11 protein-coding genes are annotated in these 18,740 nt (G+C 69.4%); 8 read left to right on the top strand and 3 right to left on the bottom strand.

Annotation, left to right across the window (positions count from 1 at the left end):
- Window positions 1–76: 76 nt before the first annotated feature.
- Window positions 77–2,506 (top strand): right-handed parallel beta-helix repeat-containing protein, encoded by a 2,430-nt coding sequence (locus ABZV42_RS08735; protein WP_355987818.1) that lies wholly within the window; start codon window positions 77–79, stop codon window positions 2,504–2,506.
- On the opposite strand, the gene ABZV42_RS08740 is transcribed toward ABZV42_RS08735, so the two are convergent.
- Complete coding sequence (locus tag ABZV42_RS08740) at window positions 2,476–4,875, bottom strand: hypothetical protein (RefSeq protein WP_356051305.1); 2,400 nt, start codon at window positions 4,873–4,875, stop codon at window positions 2,476–2,478. The genes ABZV42_RS08735 and ABZV42_RS08740 overlap by 31 nt on opposite strands.
- 281 nt (window positions 4,876–5,156) lie before the next feature.
- On the opposite strand from ABZV42_RS08740, the gene ABZV42_RS08745 reads away from it, so the two are divergent.
- Entirely contained in the window at window positions 5,157–5,987 is an 831-nt protein-coding gene (locus ABZV42_RS08745; protein WP_355987814.1) for a DeoR/GlpR family DNA-binding transcription regulator, read from the top strand.
- A gap of 125 nt (window positions 5,988–6,112) precedes the next feature.
- Entirely contained in the window at window positions 6,113–6,592 is a 480-nt protein-coding gene (locus tag ABZV42_RS08750) for an SRPBCC family protein (protein WP_356051307.1), read from the top strand.
- A 126-nt stretch (window positions 6,593–6,718) separates the two neighbouring features.
- Here ABZV42_RS08750 and ABZV42_RS08755 read toward each other — a convergent pair whose 3' ends face one another.
- Together ABZV42_RS08755 and ABZV42_RS08760 are read right to left on the bottom strand one after the other, a co-directional pair.
- Window positions 6,719–8,557, bottom strand: a complete 1,839-nt coding sequence (locus tag ABZV42_RS08755) for a glycoside hydrolase family 15 protein (protein ID WP_355987810.1) — start codon at window positions 8,555–8,557, stop codon at window positions 6,719–6,721.
- Between the two features lie 48 nt (window positions 8,558–8,605).
- Window positions 8,606–12,007, bottom strand: a complete 3,402-nt coding sequence (locus ABZV42_RS08760; protein WP_356051309.1) for an ATP-binding protein — start codon at window positions 12,005–12,007, stop codon at window positions 8,606–8,608.
- A 1,247-nt stretch (window positions 12,008–13,254) separates the two neighbouring features.
- Here ABZV42_RS08760 and ABZV42_RS08765 point away from each other — a divergent pair.
- The 5 genes from ABZV42_RS08765 to ABZV42_RS08785 are packed head-to-tail and all read left to right on the top strand — an operon-like array spanning window position 13,255 to window position 18,722.
- A complete protein-coding gene (locus ABZV42_RS08765; protein ID WP_356051311.1) occupies window positions 13,255–15,183 on the top strand; it encodes a GMC family oxidoreductase in 1,929 nt (642 codons plus the stop codon).
- On the top strand, window positions 15,180–16,292 hold the full coding sequence (locus tag ABZV42_RS08770; protein ID WP_356051312.1) for a ferritin-like protein: 1,113 nt from the start codon (window positions 15,180–15,182) through the stop codon (window positions 16,290–16,292). Before ABZV42_RS08765 ends, ABZV42_RS08770 begins: the two co-directional genes overlap by 4 nt.
- On the top strand, window positions 16,289–16,813 hold the full coding sequence (locus ABZV42_RS08775) for a hypothetical protein (protein ID WP_355987800.1): 525 nt from the start codon (window positions 16,289–16,291) through the stop codon (window positions 16,811–16,813). The genes ABZV42_RS08770 and ABZV42_RS08775 overlap by 4 nt, the downstream gene beginning before the upstream one ends.
- Window positions 16,810–17,724: a myo-inosose-2 dehydratase gene (gene iolE / locus ABZV42_RS08780; RefSeq protein ID WP_355987798.1), complete on the top strand. Its 915-nt coding sequence runs from the start codon at window positions 16,810–16,812 to the stop codon at window positions 17,722–17,724. The genes ABZV42_RS08775 and iolE overlap by 4 nt, the downstream gene beginning before the upstream one ends.
- Window positions 17,725–17,726: 2 nt before the next feature.
- Window positions 17,727–18,722 (top strand): sugar phosphate isomerase/epimerase family protein, encoded by a 996-nt coding sequence (locus tag ABZV42_RS08785; protein WP_355987843.1) that lies wholly within the window; start codon window positions 17,727–17,729, stop codon window positions 18,720–18,722.
- Window positions 18,723–18,740: the final 18 nt, after the last annotated feature.

Here is an 18,740-nt window from a genome sequence, read left to right on the forward strand (position 1 = left end):
CCGGGATCCCGACCGACGGGGCATCAGCACGGCCTCGCAGGACCCGCGTACGACGAGGTGGGGGCACGACAGCGCCATGGCACAGGGCACGGTCCAGGTGACGCACACCGGAACCTCGCGGTGGCGGCGCCGCACGGGTGAGTACGCATCGCTGGCCGCCGCCCTGGAGGCTGCGGCCGAAGGTGATGTGCTGACCGTCGCGCCCGGCACCTACCGGGAGAACCTGGTGGTGGAGCGCGCGGTGACACTGCGCGGCCCCGAGGGCTCGCCGGGCTCCGTGCGCATCGCGCCGATCGACGGCGTGGCCCTGACGATACGTGCCTCGGCCGTGATCCAGGACCTGCACCTGGAGGGCCAGGACTCGGCCTCGCCCGCGCTGCTCGTCGAAGAGGGCACGCCGGAACTACTGGACGTGCGGATCGTCACGCGCTCCGCGGCCGGGATCGAGGTCCGCGGGGGCGCCCGGCCGACCGCGCGCCGTTGCACCGTCGACAATCCGGCGGGCGTCGGCATCGCCGTACTGGACGGCGGCGGCGGGGTGTTCGAGGAGTGCGAGGTCCTGGCGGCCGGCCAGTCGGGGGTCGTGGTCCGCGGGGGCGCACGGCCGCGCCTCGAGCGCTGCCGGGTGCACCACACATCCGGTCCGGGGCTGTCGGCGACCGGCGACAACTCCATGCTGGAGGCAGTGGGTTGCGAGGTGTACGAGGTCAAGGGCTCCGGGGTGCAGATCACCGCCCGGGCCACCGCTCACCTCACCGACTGCGATGTGCACCGGACGACCGCGGACGGCGTCACCCTCGACACCGACGCCGTGCTCACGCTCGCCGACTGCCGTATCCACGACATCCCGGAGAACGCGGTCGACCTGCGCTCGCGCTCGGTGCTCACGCTGACCCGCACGAGCGTGCGCCAGTTCGGGCGCAACGGCCTGTCGGTCTGGGACCCGGGCACCCGCGTCGACGCCAACCAGTGCGAGATCTTCGACAGCACGGGCGACTACCCCGCGGTGTGGGTGAGCGACGGCGCGACCGCCGTGCTGGACTCGTGCCGGGTGCACGACGTCCCCGACGCGCTGTTCGTCCTCGACCGGGGTTCACGCGCGGACGTCGTCGACTGCGACATCTCCCAGGTGCGCAACACCGCGGTGTCGGTGAGCGACGGCGCGACCGCGCAGCTCGACGACTGCCGCATCCGGGACGCCGCCACCGGAGCCTGGTTCCGCGACCACGGCAGTGGCGGCCATCTGTCCGGCTGCATCATCGGCGGCACCCAGACCGGCGTGATCGTCACCAAGGGCGCCGATCCGACCTTCGAGCGCTGCACGGTCGCCTCGCCCGCCGAGGCCGGGTTCTATGTGTCGGCGGACGGCCGGGGCAGCTTTCTGAACTGCCGGGTCGCGGACAGCGGGGGCTACGGCTTCCATGTGATCGACGGCTGCCGGGCGACCCTGCGCAAGTGCCGCACGGAGCGATGCGCGCGCGGGGGCTACGAGTTCGCGGACGCGGGCTCGGCCCCCGGGTCGGGTCCCGTCGTCGAGGACTGCGCGAGCGACGAGAGCGCGTCGCCGCGCACCCCGCCGCACGAGACGGCCGTCGAGACCTCGGCCTCCTCCATGAGTCTGCTGGGGACGATCCCCGGCCAGCGCAGCACCGACCGGGAGCCGCTCGTCACCGGCGCGGAGCCCGCGCAGCCGGCGCGGGTACCGCGGATCGTCCTCGGTGAACTCGACACACTGGTGGGCCTGGACAACGTCAAACGCGAGGTGCGTGCCCTCACCGACATGATCGAGGTGGGCCGCCGCCGCCAGGAGGCGGGCCTGAAGGCCGCGTCGGCCCGGCGCCATCTCGTCTTCACCGGCTCCCCCGGCACCGGCAAGACGACCGTGGCCCGGCTGTACGGCGAGATCCTGGCCTCGCTGGGCGTGCTGGAGAAGGGGCATCTCGTCGAGGTGTCCCGGGTGGACCTGGTCGGTGAGCACATCGGATCGACCGCGATCCGCACCCAGGAGGCCTTCGACCGGGCGCGCGGCGGCGTGCTGTTCATCGACGAGGCGTACGCGCTGTCGCCGGAGGACTCGGGCCGCGACTTCGGGCGCGAGGCCATCGACACGCTGGTGAAACTGATGGAGGACCACCGGGAGGCGGTGGTGGTGATCGTCGCCGGGTACACCGCCGAGATGGAGCGCTTCCTGTCGGTCAACCCCGGGGTGGCCTCCCGGTTCTCCCGCACGATCACCTTCAACGACTACCTCCCCACCGAGTTGCTGCGGATCGTGGAGCAACAGGCCGAGGAGCACGAGTACCGGCTGGGTCCGGGTGCGCCCGAGGCGGTCCTGAAGCACTTCACCTCCGTCCCGAGGGGGCCCGCCTTCGGCAACGGCCGCACGGCACGGCAGACGTTCGAGGCGATGGTGGAGCGGCACGCGGGCCGGGTCGCCAAGCTGGAGGAGCCGAACACGGACGACCTGACCCTGCTCTACGCGGAGGACCTGCCGGACCTGCCCTGAGCGACCTCGCCGGGCCGTTGGCCGGGCACATCAGGCATCAGCCGCTCCAGCAGGAGCCGGCGCTCTTCGGCGAAGACCGGGTCCGCCTGGTAGTCGGAGTGGCCGAGAACGGGCGCGGGCAGTGGCTGCCGCTCGGTGCGCCCGTAGGCGAGCGGGTCCTGCAAGGGCTCGTGGTCGACTGCGGGACCACAGTCGCCCGGCAGCCGGACGGGGCCGCCGATCGGGTCGGTGCGACGGTACAGATTGCGCCAGCTGGCCACGTCGCGGTGCAGTGAGGCCAGGGCCGCGGGCCCGAAGTGGGCCGGGAACCAGCGTCCGTACAGGCGCTCCAGCGGTGAGCCGTAGGTGAGCAGTGCGACCCTCCCGCGGACCGAGGGCTCGAGCTGCCAGGCAGCGGCGGCGGCCAGCACGCTGCCCTGGGAGTGTCCGGAGAGCACGAGCCGTCCGCCGGTCGCCCGGGTCCAGGTGGCCATGCGCCAGGTGAGGTCGGGCACCGCGCGCTCGGCGTAGCAGGGCGGCGCGAAGGGGTGGGCGGCGCGCGGCCAGAAGGTGCCGACGTCCCAGAGGATGCCGATGGTGCGGCGGGCGGCCGGGTCCTTGTAGGCGCGCCTGCCCCAGGTGACGAAGAGGATGAAGCCGAGGCCGATCAGCCAGGAGCCCAGTGCCTGGGCGGTCTCGGCGGTGCCGTGGACGAACCCGTTCGTCCCTCGTGCCGCCTCGCTCGGGGCGTCACCGGTGGCCAGGGCCCCGGCCAGGGCGCAGGCCCCGAGCAGCAGGGTCGCGGACGACAGGACGCCGACCATGAGCGGAGCCCGGTCGGTGAGAGCGGCCATCGCGCGGGTGCCCGCGATGCGGCGGGTACGGGCGGAGTCCCTGGCCTCGCCCGGGTACTCGCGTTCGACGGCACTCATCTCGCTGCGGCGCAGCCGCCAGGTGGACCTGGCGAGCCGGGCGACGAGGGCGAGCAGGACGACGAGCAGCGGCGGGATCACGGAGGCCTGCCAGGTCAGCAGGACGGGCGGTCCTGGGATCGAGTGCCGGGTGCCGTCGAGCCAGTCGGCGACCCGCTGGGACACTCCGCCGGACATCACGCCGCCGAGTGCGCAGCCGAGCATGGCGACGGCGGGCCCCGCGAAGCCGCGTATCGCGGTGCGCCGGCCGGGGGCGCCGTCCGCTGACCGGCGCGCGTCCACGGCCTCGGCGGTCGTGCGGTACAGGGCACCGGCGACCAGGCACAGGGCGATCACGAGCAGGCCCTGGACGAGGGTGAGGCCGCCGAACACGGCGTCGCCCGGCAGGCGCCCCGCCGAGTGCCAGTGGGGCCTCGACCAGCCGGCGTACAGCAGGGTGAGGGCGAGCAGGACGACCGAGCCGAGCGGCAGCCGGCGCACGAGGGACCGGTCGCGTCCGTGGTCGATCCTGTTCTCGCTGCGGCCGCGACGGCAGACCACCCACAGCACAACGGCCCCGCCCGCCAGCAGGGTTGCGCCGAGCAGGTCGCCGAGGATCTCCAGTACGGGGGGTCCGCCCGGGCCGCGGTCGTAGCGGGCGGCCGGGGAGCCCACGGCCGCGGCGACGGTGAGGAATCCCGCGGCGGTGTGCGCGGCGCGCAGCCGGGCCACCAGACGGCGCCCGTACCAGAAGCCGGGGCGGCCGAGTCCGGTGCCCTCGGTCTCCTCGTCGTGCTCGGCCGCGCGGGCGATCGGCTGCTGCGACTCGTACGCGCTCCAGGTGCGGTGCGACAGGTACCACAGGAGCGTGGTGAGCGCGGCGGGCACCAGCGCGGCCAGGGCGAGGCGGCGGCCCGGGCGGCTCCACCAGCCGGCGTCGGGCCGGTCCGGGGAGAGGAAGCCGAGCCAGGAGTGGTTGCGCACACACAGCCGGGCGCCGGCGCACTGCCAGGCGGCCAGGTCGAGGGCGACCTCGCAGGAGGCGGCGACCAGCAGGACCGTGAGCGTGAGCCCGGCGAGGCGGACGAGCAGCCCGTACAGGCGCACCGTCCGCCCGTGACCGAGCGAGGCCGGGCGCATCCAGTGCGCGAGGTTGACCACCATGAAGGGCAGGAGGAGGAGCCACAGGGCGCGGGCGCCGTTGCCGGACGTGAGGTTGCACCACACGTACGCCTCACGCACCGGTCCGCCGCCGCGGTCGCCGGGGCGTTCCTCGGCGTCGGCGTCGTCGGCCCGCCGGAAGACGGCCGCCGTCGCGTCGCCGGTGATCCGGACCGTCCGCGGATCGTTCAGCATTTCCTCCGGCGTGGTGCCGCCGACACCGTGGACCAGGAGTTCCAGGGCGGTTCCGGCAGCTTCGGGCCTTGGTAAGGGGCTGCCGGGCTCCCCGTCGACGGCATGTTCCCGTGCACGTTCCACTGTTCCGCACTTCCCCGTGTCACGCGTGTCTCAGGTGTCATGTGCAGGCACAAGGCTCTCGCAACGCGTCCCCTGTACGCACCCGAAGGCACGGAATCTCCCCGATACGTGTGAATGCGGCGGCACAGGAGGGGCGCAGCGGGCGTACGGGCAGTGGCGCGACCGAGGGTGTCCCGTGCGAGGATGGGTCGTCCTCCAGACCTCGGGCAAGGAGAATGTCCACGTGGGAGCGGGTTCGGGCGGAGTGTCGGGCAGGCAGCGGCGAAAGGACCTGAGCGGTCGTGAGTGAGAATCAGAACCTCCTCGCGGAGCAGCGCCGCGCCCTGATCCTCGACGAGGTGCGCCGCCGCGGTGGCGTCCGTGTGAACGAGCTGACGCGAAGGCTCGGTGTCTCCGACATGACGGTCCGCCGCGATCTCGACGCGCTGGCCCGTCAGGGTGTCGTCGAGAAGGTGCACGGCGGCGCGGTGCCGGTGGTCGAGGCGAGCACGCACGAACCGGGTTTCGAGGCCAAGTCGGGTCTGGAGCTGACGGCCAAGGAGGACATCGCGCGGACCGCGGCGGAGTTGGTCGCGCCGGGTTCGGCGATCGCCCTCTCCGGTGGTACGACGACGTACGCGCTGGCTCATCATCTGGTGGACGTGCCCGACCTGACCGTGGTCACCAACTCGGTACGTGTGGCTGACGTGTTCCACTCGGCGCAGCGCACCTCCGGTCAGCGTCAGGGCGCCGCGACCGTCGTCCTGACCGGCGGGGTGCGCACGCCGTCCGACTCGCTCGTCGGACCGGTGGCCGACCAGGCCATCGCGGCCCTGCACTTCGACGTCCTCTTCCTCGGTGTGCACGGCATATCGGCCGAGGCGGGGCTGTCGACGCCGAACCTCGCCGAGGCGGAGACCAACCGGCGGCTCGTGCAGTCCGCGCGGCGTGTGATCGTGATCGCGGACCACACCAAGTGGGGGACGGTGGGCCTCAGTTCGTTCGCCGCGCTGGACCAGGTCGACACGCTGGTGACCGACGGCGGGATGCCCGCCGAGGCCCGCGCGGAGATCTCGGAGCACCTTCGGCGCCTGGTCGTGGCCGGTGAGCCCGAGGACGATACAGACATCTGACGGTCCGCCAGCTAAGGTGACGCTGCCCGCGCCGCCGGTCACGCCGTCGGCGTCGCCCGTGGTGCGGGCGCGGCCGGGATTCGCTCCCGGCCGACCGGGTTCGGCTCCAACGAGGGGGTTCGCTCATGGCACGTCGACTGCGTCCGGTGGGGCCCGACTTCGTCGAGACCGCTCCGCTGCGTCTGGTGTTCGCGCGCGAGGTCGCCGCTCCCGTGGAGGCCGTCCACTCGGCGCTCGCGGAGGACGTAGCCGGCTGGAGCGAGTGGTTCTCGGCGGTGACGTCCGCGCGGCCCGCCGCCGACGGCACCGGGCGCGAGGTGCGGCTCCGCGGCGGAACGCGGTTCGAGGAGACCATACTGGTCAGCAAGGCTCCCGAGGTCTACACGTACCGGGCGGACACCACGAACGCGCCGGGGCTCCGCGCCCTGGTCGAGGAGTGGCGGCTGACGCCCGCGGGCGAGGGGACACGCGTGCAGTGGACCTTCGCCGCCGACGGAACCGCCTTGTTCCGGGCGGCACTGACCGTGGGGCGGAGCGGCCTGGGCCGCGCCTTCCGGGACGCGGTGAAGGCGCTGGACCGGCGGCTCGCGTCGACACCGGCGTGAAATCGCCGGGGCCCGACTTCAATAGGGCGTCGACCGGGCTCGGGCCGGCTCCCGTCTAGTGCCTTGTCGGGCCGGGCCCGGCATGACGGAACTCGACCGAAACAACGGAGCTCGACCGAACCCCGGTCAGCCCCCGTCGAGTGCCTTGTCGAGAGTGAGGGTCGCATCGATGAGGGCGAGATGGGTGAACGCCTGCGGGAAATTGCCGAGTTGACGGCCCGTCGGGTCGACCTCCTCCGAGTACAGGCCCAGATGGTTGGCGTACCCCATCATCTTTTCGTACACCAGTCGGGCCTGGTCCGTCCGCCCCGCCCGGACGAGGGCGTCGACGTACATGAACGTGCACAGCGAGAAGGTGCCCTCCGAGCCGCGCAGGCCGTCGGGCGACGCCTCGGGGTCGTAGCGGTAGACGAGGCTGTCGCTGACCAGTTTCCGGTCGATGGCGTCCAGGGTCGAGGCCCATATCGGGTCCTCGGGGCTGAGGAAACCGACCGTGGACATGCGCAGCAGCGAGGAGTCCAGTACGCCACTGCCGTAGTGCTGGACGAAGGCCTGCTGTTCCTCGCTCCATCCCTTGGCCATGACCTGGTCGTAGACGGCGTCCCGCTCCGTCTGCCACCGCCCGTACGCCGACGGCCAGCCCTTCGACTCGGCGAGGCGCAGGGCGCGGTCGAACGCCACCCATGACATGACCCGGCCGTAGGTGAAGTCCTGGCGCCCTCCGCGGGTCTCCCAGATCCCTTCCTCGGGCTGGTCCCAGTGGTCGGCCAGCCAGTCCAGGTTCTCCCGCATGGAGGTCCATCCCGCGTGCCCGATCTGGAATCCGTGCTGGTGCGCGAAGTGCATGCTGTCCAGCGCCTCGCCGTAGATGTCCAGTTGGAGCTGAGTCGCGGCGCCGTTGCCGATCCGTACCGGCGCGGAGCCCGCGTACCCCTCCCAGTGGTCGAGGATCTGCTCGTCCAGGTCGGCCGAGCCGTCGACCTTGTACATGACGTTGAGCGGGCCCGTGGTCCCGCTCTCGCCGGCCCGCTCCTTGACCCGGTCGCTCAGCCATGCGATGAACGCCCGGGCCTCTTCGGTGAAGCCCAGTCCCAGCAGGGCGTACACGGAGAACGAGGCGTCACGGATCCAGGTGAAGCGGTAGTCCCAGTTGCGTTCGCCGCCCAATTGCTCCGGGAGAGCCGTCGTCGGGGCGGCCACCAGGGCGCCGCTGGGTGCGAAGGTCATGAGCTTGAGCGTGATCGCGGAACGCTCCACCATCTCGCGCCAGCGCCCGGTGTAGCGGGACTGCGCCAGCCAGGAGCGCCAGAACGCCACGGTCTGGTCGAAGAGCCGCTCGTACGCGTCCAGGCGGATCTCGGCCGGTGGTCCGTCGGCGTCCATCTCCAGAACCAGCCCGCGCTGTTGACCGGCCCGCAGGGTCACCGACAGGCGCAGGTCGCCGTCCTGGCCCGTGAGAACGTCGAGGAGTGGATCGTCCTCCGGTTCGCGGATGGGGTGCATGGTGAGTTCGGTGCCGTCCTCCGCGGCGAAGACCGCTCCGTGCTCGGTGATGTGCGCCTCGTGCTTCGCACGTCCGTAGTCGAACCGCGGGGCGATCTCGACCTCGAACGTCATGGTGCCGCGCACACAGCGGATCAGACGCACCAGTCGGTGCCGGGAGGTGACTGTCGTACCGGTCACCGGCATGAAGTCGACCACCTCACCGGCGCCCGCCTCGGTCATGAACCGTGTCACCAGGATCGCTGTACCGGGCAGGTACAACTGCTTCGTCGCGTGGGTCGGATGCGCCGGCCGGACCGTGCAGTGACCGCCCTTCTCCTTGTCCAGCAGCGCCCCGAAGACACTGGGCGAGTCGAACCGTGGGGAGCAGAACCAGTCGACCATGCCCTCGGTGGTCACCAGCGCCGCGGTCTGCAGATCGCCGATGAGACCGTGATTCTCGATGAGTGGGTAGCCGTTCATCGGAGCGCGCCTTTCGGTTGTCAAAGCAGGTGTGCCAAGGAGGCTGTGTCACATGAGGTGTTCGTCGTCGGTGCTCTTGCGGTTCCGGTTGGCCATTTCCTCCCAGAAGGCGTGCAACTCCCTGACGGGGACGCTGACCCATGGCGCGGTGTGCCGGCTGACGGCCGGCAGGTGCCAGCGGAAGCGGCTGTGCAGGAGCGCCTGTTGCTGCCGGCAGAACAGCTCCGCCATTTCCGCCTGCGCGTTTCCGGCCTTGGGGGGATAGGGGCACAGGCGGAACTCGCACGGGGACGTGCAGGTGGTGCGGGATTCGCCCTTGTCGGCCCGGCCGATACTGCGTTCGGGGTGGAGCAGGCTGCGGTCGTGGGTGAGGCAGTGCGGGAGGCCGGGTTTGTTCGAGAGCTTCAGACGTTCCTCGATGTCGTCCGGGCTGCCGTCGCCCTGGGTGAGGTTGAGCAGGACCATGATGTCCGCGAGAAGGCGTTGCGCTCGAGGATGCAGGCTGCTCCAGCCGACGGACGGGGAGATCCACAGGTTGTGCTTGCGGTAGCGGTCCGGATCGGCAGGCGTGGAACCGACGCTGTCGCTGATCTCGTTCTCGTCGATCCAGAGGAACCGCTCGGGGTGGCCCGTCTCCAGGGCCAGGGTCACCAGATCACCGGCTTCCGCGATGAACGGGTGGAGGACCTTTTCGCCGTGCCGTTGGTACGCGGCGCCGATGTGGGCCGGGGTCTTCTCGTGTGCGCTTCCGGCCATCGCCAGCCATCGGGTCACCGACTTTATGGGCTCCATGGGGCCACTGGATGCCGCGTCGTCGTCCTTCGTGAGACTGGTGGACGGTGACGCGGAACCGCTCCGCCGGTTCGCCGCGCCGGACCCGGAGGTGCGTCCGAAGGTGTCGGGAAGCTCCCACAGGCACAGCGCCTGAAGCAGACTCAGTTGCGCGTACCAGTAGCGACTGCAGGTGAGCATCCTCTCCGCCTGCTTCACCAGGTAGGCCCGGGTCTCCTCGTAGGCCTCCGGATGCCGTCTCCTGCGGTTCGCCGCGTTCTTGAAGCCCTGGGCCAGGGCGTTCTCCAAAGAGAGCGGCATGAGCGGACTCTGTTCCCCGGTCTGGTCGGTCAGGTTGCGCAACCAGATGCTCAGCCGTTCCTTGGCCTCGTCACGGTACTTCTCGGAGACGGACCCGACGACCATGGGAACGAGCCAGGCCCGGAGGCTGAAGTGGCGCCACCATGTGGTCCGGCACTGCTCGTACTCCCTCACCATCCAGTCGTGCTCCCGCTGCCTCTTCTCCGCCGCCTCCGGACCGGCGGCAGGGTCCGGATCTTCCTGATTGAGCCACGATGTGTAGTCCCGGTCGAGCTTCTGCTTGGCGTCTCGGATCTTTCCCAGGTACTGGGTTATGGGATCGGAACCGATAGGGAATTCCGTGCGCAGTTCCTGGAAGGCCGCATCGCCACCGGCGGCGATCTGGTGTGCGATCGCGATCCGGACAGCGTGAGAGGGCTCGTGCGTGCCGATCTGGAAGAGGTGCTTGTAGGGAAGCGTCGGGCGCGCGGGATCCTGTCCCGAACATCCCGGGAGGGGACCACTCGCCTTGTTGCGACGGTCCCGTTCACGCAGAGCGGCTCCGAAGTTCCGTACCAGCCGGAGCTTCGCGCTCTCGATGGTCCGCTGATCGCCTCTGATGTCGAGGCCGGCCCATTGTTCATCGAGCTCGTGGGCCAGCTTGTCCTGCATCGGCACCGGATCCACGCAGTCTATGTCCAGGGCCGCGGCGTACAGGTCGAAGTACTTCGCGTCATGCCGGGCCGCGGCGGCGTTGCTGAGCAGCTCGGCCAGTTTCGGCGATGTCGCGTGACGGCTCTTGGCGCGGGGGACGCGCTGTGCGGCGGCCGACCGGGAGGTGAGAGGAGCTGCCCGGTGACGTGAGAGCAGTACCAGAGCGATGAGCAGTTCTCGCGACGGGCCCGGGCTGTGCAGCGCCGGTTCGACGACAGCTGCGATCCTGTCGTCCGGCATTTCCTTCAGCAGGCGATAACCCATGTACGCCTGGAGGATGCTGTGCGGGAAACGAACCTTGTTCTTGCGGCCGTACACCAGACCCAGGAGTTGTCCGTTGGCGGTGTGCCTCGCCAGCTCGGTCCGGCATTCGTTGGGGTAGTCCAACGTGTTGAGCCAGTGTGCCGAGCCGCCGATCTTTCGGCACATCACACCCCAGATCGCGTCGCGCTGCGCCGCGGAAATGGAAAGGCGGGTTCCGTACTGCTGGGCAGCCTCCGGCGATTCCTGGTGATTTTCCTGAGATCGCGCGCGGCGCCGAAGGTCGTTCGCGTGTGCGCTGACGAAATCGTCGAACGTCACCTCGATACTGTCCTGCAGAAGTCCCAAACAGGCCATGGCCGACACGACCCACATGGTCTCCCGGCGTTCCTCGCGCCCCATCACCAGATCATCGAATATGCGACCGTCTTCAATGGCCTGACGATAGGTGTTGAGGAATCCGAGCCTGAGAGTGGAGCAGTCGTTGCTCCGGGTGTCCAGGCGGTCCTTTTCGCCGCGGAGGGTGAGGTGGTCGAGCAGCCCGCACTGCTGCAACAGGCGGGCGATCCGCAGATAGATCGGCGATTCCACGACCTTCGCGGTCTCCACCACCCAGTCGAGGCGGCGCTCGTCCAGCTCGCCCGGTTCCCGCACCAGATACTCCAGGGCCGCTTCCTCGCTCAGCGGTTCCATGTCGGCGATCGCCGCGCGAGTGCCCTCCAGCGGTGTGTGCGGACGCGAGGCGATGACCAGGGGCAGCTTCTGGCGGTCCGCTCGCTCGATCGCCCGCCGGATGATGTTGTCGCGGTCCTCCTGGTACTTCTCGTCGAGAAGGGCCTCTTCCAGGCCGTCGGCGATCACGACCACTCTGCCGTCGAGCCGGAGCTGCCGCCAGGTCTTGTCGATGTTGCTGCCGGCGAGCACTCCCTGGTCCGCCTCCTCCGCGAAGCGGCGCCGTGCCATTTCCTCGAAGTCGAGCTCTCCGTCGCCTTTCATGTCGCGCAGACTGATGGGTACGGGAACGGCGGACTGCTGCGCGAGCATCCGAGTGAGTTCCACCAGAACGGCCGTTTTGCCGACGCCCACACCGCCGACGAGCAGATAGGGCTTTCGGGTCTTACGGTTACGGAGTGTCTGGGCAATCACCTGGGACAGTTCACGGCGCCCGACGATGCGGTTGCCGAAGGTTCCGGCCGTGGAGACCAGCTCGTGCGGACGCGTACGCGCCTTTTCGATGAGCGGTTTCTTGGTCTTGTGATACCAGTAGAGAAGGAAGAATGTCAGTATCAAGGACCCTGTCAGAACCGGACCCACGATATGGGAGACAGCGTCGAGCCACAGGGAATCGAGGACTTTATGGAGCTGCGATTCCTTGTCCTTGCTTTCCACCACCTGGTCATTCACGCGGAAATCGTAAATGAGCAGCCCCACCCAAATCAGCAGCACAGCCGTACCGACGAAAGCGTATACACGCAGAAGCGGGCCCAGAGAGAACCACCCCGGCCGCCAACTACGTGCCGCGGCGATGCTCTTGTGAGCCTCCCGCTTCGTCCTGAACGTACGCCATTCCTTGCGGGTCGCCCCTGAGAGCCGGGACCACCACCGCCTCGGGTACAGCGTGAACCAGGGGGCGTTGTGCGGCCTTTCCTTGCCGTCCGGACGACGGATCACCTTCGTGGGCATGAGGACGTTCCCTCCGCGCTGCACATCATTGACGGGACGTCATACGAGCGCCGGGTGTGGACACATACGGAAACAGGTCAGCTCTACGCGTGGCACCGCGCATCACCTGCGCGTCCTCCGCCCCACACCGCCGCAACGCAACATCGCCGCCCCACGCCGAGGTCTTCTGCCTGGCGCATATTCCGCTGGCACGCATGCCTTCATTTCCATGAAAGCACTGGTGGGGAAGATCGCAACACGACCGCCGGTAGGCCGCGGGATACGGCCCGCGCAGCCGGGGAACAGGCGGGGACCGTCTCCGGACAGGGGCGCGACCGGCATACGAGCCGGCAGCGCCCGGCTCGTGCCGTGCTCCAGCGCGAGGAGGTCTTTCCCCAGGGCAGGACACGCAGTTGGGCGGCGAGAGCCCGCTGCACAACTTTGATCGTTTGCCGGGTGGCGGGCGGGGCGGACTGCCACCAGACGGGCAGGGCAGGCGTGTTGGTCGTACCGGACGCACAGGCCGCCCACGTTGACCCACCGCGGCATTCAGGAAATTGTGCGCAGAAAAGGTTTCCTGAGGCTCCTTCAGGTTCTCTCACCCGGAGCGCGGCGTGCCGCAGGCGCCTGCGGCACATTCAGCGATCTTGAGGGTTCGCGCGTATCGTTGCTGACGCGACAGTGGCTTGTGCGCCGCGTCAGCAGCAGTAGCGACACCAACGCGCAGCTTGACCATAGAAGTTGCCATGAACAATCTGCGCTCTCTTGCGCCGTTCATCGGCTCGCTCGCGCAGAGTCCCCACACCTACCCGTGGCGGCAGCTTGTGGCCGCACTCGGCGTCCGCAGCGGTCCTCGGTCGCCGGGCGACGATTCCCATGTGTCCGCCACGCACGTTTGGGCCGAGGCCGTGTGACCGCGGCCGACCGACTCGAACCCAGGCCGCCACGCCGGTCCCGGCTGTGCCTGGCAGTGGAGGAGTGACTGTCCCATGTACGCGAAGTTTCCCAAGGGGGCGGCGCACCGCACCGACCCCGGGGCGGCGGCCGAGGTTCTCTACGACGCCGTCATCGTCGGCGGCGGGATCTCCGGCGCTCTCGTCGCCCTGCGGCTGAGCCAAGCCGGCAGGAAGGTGCTGCTGCTCGAAGCGGGCCCGGCCGAAGACCTCACCCTCAGGGGCTACGAGCGCTATCTCGACCGGTTCTACTCAGCCGTCAGCAAGGACAACCAGGCTCCCTACCCGGCCGTCGCGAATGCCCCGATGCCCCGCAGCACCGACGCACGGCGCATCACCCCGGGTGCCGCCGACGCCTCGTCCTACCTCGTCCAGAGCGGGCCCTTCGCCACCGACACCACCTACACGCGGGTCCTCGGCGGCACCACCATGCACTGGGAAGGCAAGGCGTTGCGGATGCTGCCCGAGGACTTCCGGATGCGGACGCTCTACGGCGAAGGGGCCGACTGGCCGCTCACCTACGAGGACCTTGCCCCGTACTACAGCGAGGCCGAACGCGAGATCGGCGTCTCCGCCGACGTGGAGGACCAGGCCTACCTCGGGATCAACTTCGACGAGGACTACGTCTTCCCCATGAAAGGACTGCCCCTGTCCTACCTGGACCGGACGGTCGCAAAAGATGTCGACGGGATGCCGGTCGAACTCGACGGGGAGCGGCGGGAGCTGCGCGTCCGGCCGTTCCCGCAGGGCCGGAACGGGATACCGAACCCGGCCTACGACGGCGGGAAGGGCTATGTGCCGCGAGGCGCGGTGAGCGCGTACCAGGTCGAGGTCGGCGAGCGGTGTCAGGGCAACAACAACTGCGTGCCCATCTGCCCGGTGCAGGCCAAGTACAACGCCGGCAAGACCCTGGCTCTGGCCCTCCAGAGCGGCCGGGTCGACCTGGTGGCGCAGGCGGTGGCCCACAGGGTGCACGTCGACGAGCGCACGAACCGGGTGACCGAGATCGAGTACCGCCGCTACGACCGGCCCGACAGCCCCGGCTACACCACGATGAGAGCCCGCGGCCGGTTGTTCGTCCTGGCCGCCAACGCGGTGGAGAACCCCCGGCTGATGCTGGCCTCCGGCCTGCGCGGTTCGAGCGGCCTGATGGGGCGGAACTTCATGGACCACGCCTACCTGCTCGCGTGGGCGCTGCTGCCGCAGGTGGCCGGCACCTTCCGCGGCACGATCTGCACGGGCGGCATCGCCGACCTGCGCGGGGGCCGCTTCCGCAGCCGTCAGGCGGCGTTCACCGTCGACATCCACAACGACGGCTGGGGCTGGGCCCGGGGTGCGCCGATGACCGACCTGATCGGCCTGGTGGACTCCGGCGGCCGCTACGGCGAGTCCCTCCGCCAGGGCTTGGTGGACCGGGTGTCCCGTCAGCTACAGCTCGCGTTCATGGTCGAGGTCCCCGCCGACCCCGGCAACCGGGTCACCGTGAGCCCGGACTTCACGGACAAGCTGGGCAACATGCGGCCCGTTCTCACGTACAACATCCCCGAGTACACGATGCGGGGCGTGGCGTACGCCCGGCAGTTGTCGAGACGGATCTTCGCCCGTCTGGGGGCCGAGGACCATACCGCCTACAACCCGAACTTCTGGGGCTACGCCGTCCACGACGGCGAGGGATACGAGATCCGCGGGGGCAACCATCTCGCCGGCACCCACGTGATGGGCCGCGAGCCGGCGACCTCGGTGGTCGACGCGGATCAGCGGTGCTGGGATCACGAGAACCTGTACATGGTCGGCGGAGGAAGCATGCCCACCGTGGGCACCTCGAACGTGACGCTCACCCTGGCCGCCCTGTGCCTGCGCAGCGTCCGGGCCATGCTGGCCCAGCTCGACTCCGAGACCGCACCGATCACCGTCACCTCCGACCAGCGCCGAGCGGCGCCGACCTCAGGGGAGGCGGCCTCATGATCGCGTCGACCATCGAGAACCGTGACGACCTGCTCGCCTACCTGAACGCGGCGATGGCGCTCGAGCACGCCACCATCCCGCCGTACCTGACCGCGTACTACTCCATTCACTCCAGCACCAACTCCGACGCCGCCCACATCATCCGGGTGACCGCGGTGGAGGAGATGCTGCATCTGACCCTCGCCGCCAACGTGCTGAACGCCATCGGCGGGACGCCCGACCTGACCCGCCCCGGCTTCGTGCCGTCCTATCCGGCCCGCCTGCCGGACGGGGAGGACGACTTCACCGTCGACCTGCGGCCCTTCTCCCCCGAGGCGGTGGAGACGTTCTGCAAGATCGAGCGGCCGGGCAAGGCCCCCAGTGCCGACTCGCGGCTGGTGAAGTCACCGGACCGCAAGACCCACTTCCTGGTCTCCAGCCCCACGGCGGAGCAGATGCGCTTCTACAGCATCGGCGAGTTCTACGAGGAGATCATCGAAGGGCTCGAAAAGGTGGCGGCCAACGATCCCTCGCTCTTCCGCGGGGATCCGGCCCGTCAGGTGGGGCCCGAGTACTTCTACTCCGGCGGCGGTGAGGTGGTCGTCGTCTCCGACCTGGAATCGGCGCAGCGGGCGCTCCGCTTCATCGCCGGCCAGGGCGAGGGCCTCGACTCCGGCATCTACGACTCGGAAGGGGAGCTTGCCCACTACTACCGGTTCCGGCAGCTCCAGCTCGGGCGCTACTACCAGGTGGGCGACCATCCCGGCGCGCCTTCGGGGCCCCCGCTGAGCATCACCTGGGAGGACGTGTACAAGGTGAAGACGAGTGTCCGGCTGGCCGACTATCCGGCGGGATCGGAACTCGCCCGTGTCGCCCGGGACTTCAACGCCGACTACGGGGCGTTCCTCGCCCTGCTCACGAAGGCGTTCAACGGACAGCCGGAAGTCCTGCAGGAGAGCGTCTGCGAGATGTTTCGCCTGCGCGACGGCTTCAACCGGCTGGTGTGCACCCCCCTGCCGGGCGGTGGCGGCCTGCACGCCGGTCCCACCTTCGAGATTCCGGCAGCGGTCGGGTCCGATCCGCAGGCCTCACCCGGTGCCGACGAGAGCACCCGGACGGTTACGCGATGACCGCCCCGTCGTTCGAGAAGTTCCTCTTCCTGTCGGTCGACCTCACCGCCTTCGAGGAGACCGATCTGCTCGGCACCGGCATGGCCCACCAGTATCTGGCGAAAGTCCGGGCCGCCTGCGGCGACGAGATCGTCACCGCCCTCCTGGAGGCCCACAGGGCGGCCCGGGCCGACGCGGCCGGCGAGGCCGGAAGCCACACCCGAGCCCCGCTCGACCGGGATCTGTTCGACCGGGCCCTGCGCCACCGGATCTTCGGCGACGACCGGCTCGGCCCCGTGGCCCGCAACGTGATCAAGCTCTGGTACGCCGGAATGTGGTACGCGCTGCCTGCCGAGTGGACCGACCGCTACGGGGCCCGCACAGCGGCCGAAACCTCCACGGTCACCGCCGCCGCCTACCAGGAGGGCCTCCTGTGGCGGGCCATCGGGGCCAATCCCCCAGGTGCCAAAGCCCCCGGATACGGCTCCTGGGCTCAGCCGCCCCGCATCGCGGACCGCTATCTGAAAGGGGCGACGAGATGACGGACACACTCGAACGTCTCAGCCCGGACAAAGTGAAGCTCGGCGTCTGCTGCACCCTGTGGTGGAACGACGACTTCCCCGCCATCGACGCCGGCATCTCGTTCGGCCAGGCCGTGAGCGACATGGCGCTCGCCGGCTTCCAGGGCTGCAGCATCGGGCACAAGTACCCCTCGGACGCCGCCGAGCTCAAGGCCGCACTCGATCTCCGCGGCCTGAGTGTGTCCGAGCCCTGGACGAGCACCTACTTCACGATCGGCAGGATGCGGGAGAAGACGGTCGCCGCTTTCGAGGAGACGCTGACCCATATCAAGACCCTGGGCGGGACCGAACTGGTCGTGGCCGAGTTCGGCGCCTCGTCGCATCTGCTGCCCGTGGACGTGTTCGCCAACCGCCCGGTCTTCACCGACTCCCAGTGGGACGCCTTGAGTTCGGGCCTGAACGAGCTCGGCGGGATCGCCGCCTCGGCCGGACTGAAGCTCAGCTATCACCACCACATGGGCACGGGCGTCATGACGCGGGCCGACATCGACCGGCTGATGGCCTCGACCGATCCCGAGCTGGTCCACCTGCTTCTCGACACCGGCCACATGGCCTTCGCCGGTGACGATCCGCTGGATCTGGCCCGGGACCACGCCGACCGCATCGGTCACGTCCACCTCAAGAGCATCCGGCCCGAGGTCGTGAGCCGGGTGCGGGAAGAGGGCTTGTCCTTCCAGGAGGCCATCCAGCTCGGCGTCTTCACCGTGCCCGGCGACGGCGGGATCGACTTCCGGCCCATCCTCGAAGCGCTGGCCGCCGCCCACTACCAGGGGTGGCTGGTCGTGGAAGCGGAACAGGATCCGAACAAGGCCGTACCGCTCGAGTACGCCAAGAAGGCCCGTGCCTACCTCGCCGACATCCTGGGCTGGTGACCATGAACGCGAACATCGGACGAGACGTCTTCTTCAGCTTCTTCATGTTCACGGCTGATCTGCGACCACAGGACGCGCGGTACAGCCGCGTACTGATCGATCACCTGAAGGTCCTGACCGAAATGGGCTATGACGGCTTCGATGTGCACATCGCCGCTCAGCCCGAGAGCGTCGATCACAAGCTCGAGGTCGACCGTTACGCCGGCCTCAAGAAGACATTCGAACGGGCGGGGCTGGGGGACGTGAAGTTCACCACCAACGTCGGGACCACACGCACCTTCGACCCGACATCGCCCTACGAGGAGCAGCGCGCGCAGGCCCTGTCCTACCTCAAGTCACGCGTCGACATCACACGCGTCCTGGGCGGCGATTCCATCATGTCCGGGCCGTTCATCTATCCCTACGGGGTCTTTCCCGTCACGGACACCGATGAGCCGATCTGGAGCGACGCCCTGCAGGACTGGATGAAGCCGCGCTACGACGCGGCGCGTTCCGTCTTCGAAGAACTGCTGGAGTACGCCGCGGCGCGCGAGGTGAAGCTCGCCGTCGAGCCCGTCAAGAGCTGGGAGACGCCGCCGCCCAACATGGTCTCGGAGGTACTGGACTTCCTCGAGCGTCTGGAGCACCCGCAGGGCGGCGTGACGATCGACACGGCGCAGGTCGTGATGGAAAGCCAGGGTCCGTCGGTCCTCAGGGAGAACGTCGGGCGGGCGACACGGCAGGACCGGCTCTACTACGTCCACATCTCCGCACCCGACCGGGGGGCGGTGAAGGACAGCTGGATTCCGTGGGACGTCCTCTCGCGCGAGATCGAGCCGGTGTACCGCGGGCCGTACCTGATCGAAGTGTTCAACGCGATCCCGCCGTTCGACGGTTCCATGCGCATGGCGCGCCGGCGTTTCTGGCGACCGGGCGAGGACGAGCCGGTGCCCGGCAGCGACAGCGCCTACGACGTGGCCGAGGCCGCGTTGGAGGAGCTGCGAGAGAAGACCGCCTGATCCCGGAAAGGGGACTCC

The organism is Streptomyces sp. NPDC005281, from assembly GCF_040607495.1.
GTDB lineage: Bacteria > Actinomycetota > Actinomycetes > Streptomycetales > Streptomycetaceae > Streptomyces.

Bases quoted from the DNA above. Each gene is read 5' to 3' on its own strand.
- ABZV42_RS08770 (WP_356051312.1), top strand. From the start codon at position 15,180: ATGATCGCGTCGACCATCGAGAACCGTGACGACCTGCTCGCCTACCTG.
- ABZV42_RS08750 (WP_356051307.1), top strand. From the start codon at position 6,113: ATGGCACGTCGACTGCGTCCGGTGGGGCCCGACTTCGTCGAGACCGCT.
- ABZV42_RS08775 (WP_355987800.1), top strand. From the start codon at position 16,289: ATGACCGCCCCGTCGTTCGAGAAGTTCCTCTTCCTGTCGGTCGACCTC.
- ABZV42_RS08755 (WP_355987810.1), bottom strand. From the start codon at position 8,557: ATGAACGGCTACCCACTCATCGAGAATCACGGTCTCATCGGCGATCTG.
- ABZV42_RS08765 (WP_356051311.1), top strand. From the start codon at position 13,255: ATGTACGCGAAGTTTCCCAAGGGGGCGGCGCACCGCACCGACCCCGGG.
- ABZV42_RS08785 (WP_355987843.1), top strand. From the start codon at position 17,727: ATGAACGCGAACATCGGACGAGACGTCTTCTTCAGCTTCTTCATGTTC.
- ABZV42_RS08735 (WP_355987818.1), top strand. From the start codon at position 77: ATGGCACAGGGCACGGTCCAGGTGACGCACACCGGAACCTCGCGGTGG.
- iolE (WP_355987798.1), top strand. From the start codon at position 16,810: ATGACGGACACACTCGAACGTCTCAGCCCGGACAAAGTGAAGCTCGGC.